The organism is Mesorhizobium sp. M4A.F.Ca.ET.090.04.2.1 (genome assembly GCF_003999085.1).
GTDB lineage: Bacteria > Pseudomonadota > Alphaproteobacteria > Rhizobiales > Rhizobiaceae > Mesorhizobium.
Genome location: NZ_RZOT01000328.1, coordinates 1 through 6,854, shown reverse-complemented (window position 1 = coordinate 6,854; position 6,854 = coordinate 1). Strand labels below are relative to the sequence as shown.

Annotated in this window: 6 protein-coding genes; all 6 read left to right on the top strand. The window is 57.2% G+C overall.

What is annotated here, in order from left to right; translation table 11 throughout:
• The coding region (locus EN781_RS21565) for a porin (protein ID WP_145965574.1) at positions 1–1,025 on the top strand (1,025 nt) is incomplete at its 5' end.
• 269 nt (positions 1,026–1,294) lie between these two features.
• Complete coding sequence (locus tag EN781_RS21560; RefSeq protein ID WP_127400309.1) at positions 1,295–2,548, top strand: methylaspartate ammonia-lyase; 1,254 nt, start codon at positions 1,295–1,297, stop codon at positions 2,546–2,548.
• A 15-nt stretch (positions 2,549–2,563) separates the two neighbouring features.
• Positions 2,564–3,715, top strand: a complete 1,152-nt coding sequence (locus EN781_RS21555; RefSeq protein WP_127400308.1) for a CaiB/BaiF CoA-transferase family protein — start codon at positions 2,564–2,566, stop codon at positions 3,713–3,715.
• Positions 3,716–3,848: 133 nt separating this feature from the next.
• Positions 3,849–4,760 (top strand): CoA ester lyase, encoded by a 912-nt coding sequence (locus EN781_RS21550; RefSeq protein WP_127400307.1) that lies wholly within the window; start codon positions 3,849–3,851, stop codon positions 4,758–4,760.
• 140 nt (positions 4,761–4,900) lie between these two features.
• Positions 4,901–5,827 (top strand): LysR family transcriptional regulator, encoded by a 927-nt coding sequence (locus EN781_RS21545; RefSeq protein ID WP_127400306.1) that lies wholly within the window; start codon positions 4,901–4,903, stop codon positions 5,825–5,827.
• Between the two features lie 206 nt (positions 5,828–6,033).
• The coding region (locus EN781_RS21540) for an aldehyde dehydrogenase family protein (RefSeq protein WP_127400310.1) at positions 6,034–6,854 on the top strand (821 nt) is incomplete at its 3' end.

Sequence of the window (6,854 nt, the reverse complement as noted above, 5' to 3'; positions counted from 1 at the left end):
CTGTCGTCGTCGCCGAGCCGGAACCCGCCGAATACGTCAAGATCTGCGACGTCTACGGCGCTGGCTACTTCTACATCCCCGGCACCGAAACCTGTCTGCGCATCGGCGGCTATGTCCGGTGGGATGCTTCGGCCGGCCAGGAAGGTTCGTTCAACGGTCGCCGTGTCGTCGACCATGAGGACGGCAGCATCAACGACACCTGGCACAAACAGGGCCGCTTCTCGCTGAAGACCTGGACGGCCCAGGAAACTGAACTCGGCACCCTCAAGTCCTACACTCAGAATAACTTAAGTTATACCAATGGCATTGACAGCAGCACGTTGAAGTTTGCCTGGATTCAACTCGGTGGGCTTCGCGTGGGTAAGGACGAATCGGCCTTCGACACGTTCATCGGCTACGCCGGCAACGTCATCAACGATACGCTGGTTCCCTACGGCGATTTCGACACCAACGTCGTGCAGTACTACTTCGACGCCGGCAGTGGTTTCTCGGCTATGGTCTCGCTCGAAGAAGGATCGGGGGCTGCTGGTACGATCGACAGTTATATACCGCATGTGGTGGGCGGCGTGAAGTACATGCAGGGCTGGGGCGCCGTCACCGGTGTTCTGGCTTATGACAGCAACTACGAAGAGGTGGCTGGCAAGATTCGCTTGGACTTGGCCCCGGCGCAGAACCTAGCACTGTTCGTTATGGTTGGCTACGGCACGAACGACAAGCTCTCGGATCCAGCCTATGCGGTCCCTGCTGGCGGCCGCGGTTTCTACAAGCAGTGGGGCGGCAACTGGGCAATCTGGAGCGGTGGCACCTACACCATTAACGAAAAAACCAGGTTCAATCTCCAGGCTTCGTACGATGAAGACAAAAACCTCGGCGTCGCCGCAAACGTTGAATACGACATTGTCCCCGGTCTGACGATCACGGCCGAAGTCGACTACATCAACGAAGGCAACTCCAACTGGACTGGTATTCCGGCGGGTGAGGATAACGCCATCGGGGGCATCCTCCGTTTTCAGCGGTCGTTCTAACGCAACGAAGCTTAGAACTCAGCGTCCGTCGGAGGTGTTGCGTGCGAATGCGGCTCCTTCGGTCGGTGAGGACCAAGCCATCGCTCCGGGAAGTCCGCCATCCTGCGAAAGGCGCCCAAGGTCTTGAGCTTGTCGGGATACAACACATGGACCATCTGGAAACGCGATGCACCCGCCTCAGACTTTATATTGGCGACTCAATGCCGGGCGGCGCATAGTTAGGCAGACGGTGGGCGGGCCAAGATACGGAACAAGTCGAGCGAACCGAAGTGCAGATCAAAGATGTCCTTCTCGCGCCTGGCAACGGTGCATTTTTTTATGACGATCAGGAAGCCATCAGGTCCGGCGCAATCCAGGACGGCTTCATCTATGTTGGCCCGCCGACAACGCCCGGGTTCCATTCGATTCGCATTGCAGCTTCGTCGCTAAGTATCGGTTTAGTCCTTCCTGACGACCACGTTGTCTGGGGCGACATGATGAATGTCCAGTACTCTGGTACGGGTGGACGTGATCCTTTGTTCGATACGAACCAAATCTCAAATTTGACTTCGCGCGTTATCGCGCCACGGCTTCTCGATGTTGATGCCTCTAGCTTTCGTACTTCTTGCGCAAAGGTTTTCGAACATGTTGAAGATCAACGGTTGCCCCTGGCCGTGGAGTATGGCGTTAGCCAAGCTCTTCTTCGCGCAGGCGCCTATCTTCAGCGCAAGACAATGGCGGAGATCGTATGCTTGGAGTTTGGCCTTCCTCTGCCGACGCGCCGAGTCCCGATCTACTGCCAGAGCGGAGACGCTCGCGAAATCAACGTTGATAAGATGATCCTGAAGGCAGTAGATGTGCTTCCCCACGGTCTGATTAACTCGCGACAGAAATTTGGAGTCGACGGCCAAACGTTCATAGGGTTCGTCAAGTGGGTAGCATCGCGTACGCGTCAAATCGGCCGCCCTGGCTATCATCCGGTACTGCATTTCGATGTATATGGCTGGATCGGCCAAGAAATCGGAATGGAGACGCAAAGGATCGCCGACTTTATCTGCAAGGTCGCAGATGCCGTCCCGGATTTCACACTCAACATCGAGTCCCCTGCTGATTTTGGCTCGACGCAAGCTCAAATTGAAAACTACGCCAAAATCGTATCGCTTTTGGAGTGCCGGGGTTCCAGCGCACGGATTGTTGTAGATGAGAGATGCAATACGCTTGAGGACATTCGGCTCTTCGCCGAAGCGAACGCCGCGCATCTGGTCCAAATAAAGACGCCAGACGTCGGCTCAATCGCCGATACGGCGCGCGCAGTTCTCATCTGCAAGGAAAATAGGGTGGGGGCGTATGTCGGGGGAAGCTGTACCGAGACAGATCTCTCCGCCCAAGTTTCTGTCCACGTATCTGTGGCTACTCAGGCCGACATGATGCTTGCAAAGCCGGGAATGGGCGTCGACGAGGCGTTCTCAGTTGTTGGGAACGAGCAAAATCGGTTGCTGGCGATGCTGAGCCGTCGTCGAAATCAAAACGAAAAAACAGTATGAAAAGTACGGTGCCGCATGCAGAATTCTCTTGAGGCCATCACTGTCGTAGCCGTGGAGCAGGCCGTGGCCGCGCCTTATGCATCGTCTCGTCTCGCTGACGCGGGCGCCCGGGTCATCAAGATCGAAAGGCCAGAAGGGGACTTTGCCCGCAACTATGACAAGTTGGTGCAGGGGCAGAGCGCTTACTTCGTTTGGCTCAACCGGGGTAAAGAGTCGGTCTGTCTGGACCTGAGGTTGGAGGCAGACCGCGAGGTCCTCGACGCGCTCATTGCCGCAGCTGACGTCTTTATCCAGAATCTGAAGCCAGGCAGTATCGAAAAACTGGGGTTTGGATCTGCTGATCTTCGTCGACGACATACCGGGCTGATCACCTGCGACATCTCTGGTTTCGGTGAGAATGGGCCGTATTCCCATTTGAAGGCTTATGATCTCATCGTTCAAGCCGAAACAGGCCTGTGCGCCATCACCGGCAACCAACAGGGACCCGCGCGTGTAGGAGTGTCGGTTTGTGACATCTCTGCAGGTATGACTGCGCACAGTGCAATTCTTCAGGCACTATATCACCGGGAGGTCACTGGCGAGGGGGTCGGGATTCAGGTGTCCCTGTTCGATGCTGTCGCTGACTGGATGAATGTACCGGTTCTGCAAAACGACTATAGCGCCTATCAAACGGTACGTGCGGGCGTGAAACACCCCTCACTGGCACCGTATGGCGCGTATCGCTGCGCCGACGGCAAAGACGTGATCTTCTCCGTTCAGAATGACCGGGAATGGGTGAATTTCTGCGAGAAATTTCTGCTGCGGCCTGAACTCACACGTGCACCCGGGTTTGCCGATAATATGGAGCGCCTCGGTCGACGTGCGCAACTTGATGAGATCATTGAAAGGCGGTTTTCCGAACTGTCCTGCCACGAAGCAATGCACGAGCTTGAGGCGGCCGGATTGGCATATGGGCGACTGAACGAGGTGGCGGATATTTCGAGGCATCCACACATCCGCAGGGTTGAGGTTGGCACCCCACAAGGAACTGTAGAGACCATCGCTCCGGCGGCGATCTTCAACTCTGAGCGCCCCTCGTTGCGCGCAGTTCCGGCTCTTGGTGCGCATACGGAGGCTATCCGAGAGGAGGTTCGAGCAGGGTTGCGCGCAAGAGCCGCGTCAGCGTGAGCGTGCCTCTGGTCGGGAAGGGGCGCGGTCGCAATTTACACAGTGCATGCCTAGCCCGCGATATGTCAGCGCTACGACCGCCCAGCAAGCTCACTAACACCGCCGCACTAAAATCGACGGCAAAGGCCACTTCATGAAGCACACTGGTCCGGCCGCTGGAAGCTCGTTGTCGATTCCCCGCTGGAGATCTCTGCTCTTCGTTCCCGCTCATGTTCGGCGCTTTGTGGACACGGCTCATGAACGGGGGGCAGATGGCGTCATACTCGACCTCGAGGACTCCGTTCCGGAGGATCGAAAAGATGAGTCACGGCGCCAGCTTTCTGCATCCGTGGCAAAGGTGGGCAGAAGGGGTGCTTATGTTTTAGTTCGCGTGAATCGCGGTTTGCGAGCCTTGGCGTCCGATCTCGATGCAGCCGTGATGGCGGGCGTTGATGCCCTTGTTCTTCCTAAGACGGATTCGGCAGCGTTGGTATTAGAGATCGCGAATGCGGTATCGGAACTCGAACGGGAAAGAAATCTTGCGGTGGGTCGAATCCGGTTCCTTGCCTTGATCGAGACCCCGGCAGCATTACAAAGTCTCTCAGCCATTGCGTCGGCCCATCCCAGGATGGTTGCAATGGCGCTCGGTCCTGAAGACTTCAGTGCCTCTGTTGGCGGTGCACCGGAACTCGACCTTCTTTTGACACCGAGCCTTTCCGTTCTGTTTGCCGCTCGCGCCGCAGGCTTGCTACCACTTGGCTCTATAGGAAGTATCAGCGAGTTCTCAGACAAGGACAGACTTCGTGAAGCTGCGGCGCATGCGCGGCGGCTTGGCTTTGCCGGAGCTTTGGCGATCCATCCAGCCCAGGTGGCCATATTCAATAAGACTTTCTCACCAAGCCCACAGGAACTCGAGTGGGCGCGTCGTGTCCTTGTGGCGGAAAAAGAAGCGACGGCGCAGGGCAGAGGCGCGTTCGCCCTGGACGGAAAGATGGTCGATCCTCCGGTTATCCGAAGGGCGCGAGATATCATCGCCACGGATCCGGCCGCCGAGTTGGCCGTTTGAGTCCTCGGCGGGTTGATCAAATCAGACTGGGACAACACGACAGCAAGGCGTCATGCAACTCGGCACAATTATTGCTGTCGCGCCATCGCATTTCGAGATAGATTAGATCGATTGCAATCTCCGCCCTCGGAAGAGTACCCGTGGAAATCAGGCAGTTAAGATACTTCGTTGGCGTGGTCGAAGCAGGCAGTTTCACGAAGGCCGCTGGCTTTCTGAATGTCGCCCAGAGTGCGCTTAGTCTGCATGTACGCCAACTGGAGGAAGGCTTCGGCACTCAGCTGCTGATACGCGACAGGACCGGCGTGAGCGTGACGGCGTCAGGAGCCAAACTGCTCGAGCGGGCGCGGGCGATTCTCAAAGAAATTCGACTTACCGAGGCGGAATTGACCAACACAGCCGCTTCCCCTGCCGGGGAGGTGACTATTGGCATTCCGTCTGGGGCTGCTCGCGTCCTGAGCGGTCCGCTGCTTGAGGCGGTGAGAAATGAACTGCCTAGGGTGTCCCTCAAGATGGTCGAGGGCATGACGGGACCGTTGGAGGAGTGGATGGCCGGTGGACGCTTCAATCTGGCGGTTTTGTACCGCACTGCGGACAGTGTGGGGCGAATGACTGTGCTAGCGCGCGAAGATCTTTGTCTGGTGGCTCCGTCCGGCCAGCCACCGTTCGAAGATGCGATATCTCTGGCGGACCTGCATGCATTCCCGTTGGCGGTTCCCATGCGAAATAACAATGTCAGGCGTTCGGTGGCTGACGTCGTCGCACAACACGGTTGCGCGCTGGACGTCAAGTTTGAAGTGGACTCCCTCTCAACGATCATCAACATGGTCGTAGAGGGAAAAGCGCATTCTATTCTCGCCCCGTCTGCCGTTCAGAAAGAAGCCTCTCAAGGGCTGGTCCGGACGGTCAAGATCGTCGATCCGGTGATTACCCGCTCCGTCGTGCTTGCTGTAAATTCCAAAGATGAGCGTTCTGCGGCTGTTTCCGCGGTCCGCAAGCTCGTTCCGAAGGTCGCCAGAGAATTGATTGAAATTCGGGGCTGGGCAGCGGTGGCGCCTGAGGCGACCTGACAACCTAACCTGTAAAGCTGGGGCATAATCTTTTGCGGCCATCAGGATCAGCTCGATCTGGATTCCAGATGGATTTCGGCAATATTCGATATTTGACCCGCCGCCACCATCGCGATGAAACTGGCTCAAGCGAGTTCAGAAGGTTCAGAAGTTTCGATATCGAAACTGCGCTCGTATGGCAAGAATTCAGTCAAGTGGAGCCCGCGATGTCCGACGCCAAGAGCTTCGAGCTCTTCATTAATGGCAAATGGCGAGCCGGTGGTAGCCGAGCCACTTTGCCGGTGATCAACCCGGCGACGGAGAAGGTATTTGCCTCAGTGGCCTCGGCTACGGTGTCAGACTTGGATGAAGCTCTTACTTCGGCAGAACGCAGCCGCAAGGCGTGGTCCTCACGACCCGCCAAAGAGCGTGGCGAGATCCTCGTCTCTGCCGCCAGCATTCTGGCAGAGAAAGCTGGCGCCGCAGCCAGGGACCTGTCGTCCGAACAGGGAAAGACGATCGCCGAAGCGACAGGAGAATACGCGCGCGCGGTCGAAACGCTGGAATGGAATGGCCGGCATGCCGATGAGTTGTCGGCCCCGATTCCGTTGGGCTTGAACAGGATGATAGCCCCGGAGCCGCTCGGTGTCGTCGCTGCATTTACGCCATGGAACTATCCGGCCGTTCTTATCGCCCGCAAGCTCGCCCCCGCGCTGGCGGCAGGCTGCCCGGTGATCCTCAAAGGGGCCGAGGAGACGCCAAGCGTGGCTGTCCATATCGTGGAATCTTTGCGTCAAGCAGGGATACCGGAAGGCGTGGTCAACCTGGTCTTCGGTGTTCCTGTGCATATATCGCGGCATCTGCTCAGTTCGCCAATTGTGAAAGTCTTGACGTTCACGGGGTCGACCGCTGTTGGAAAACAGCTGGCCACGCTCGCCGCGAAGAATTTGCAGCGCTGCATTTTTGAACTCGGGGGACATTCCCCGGTCATTGTGTGCGAAGATGCGGATCTGGCAAAGGCGATACCGGCTATTTCGGAATACAAATT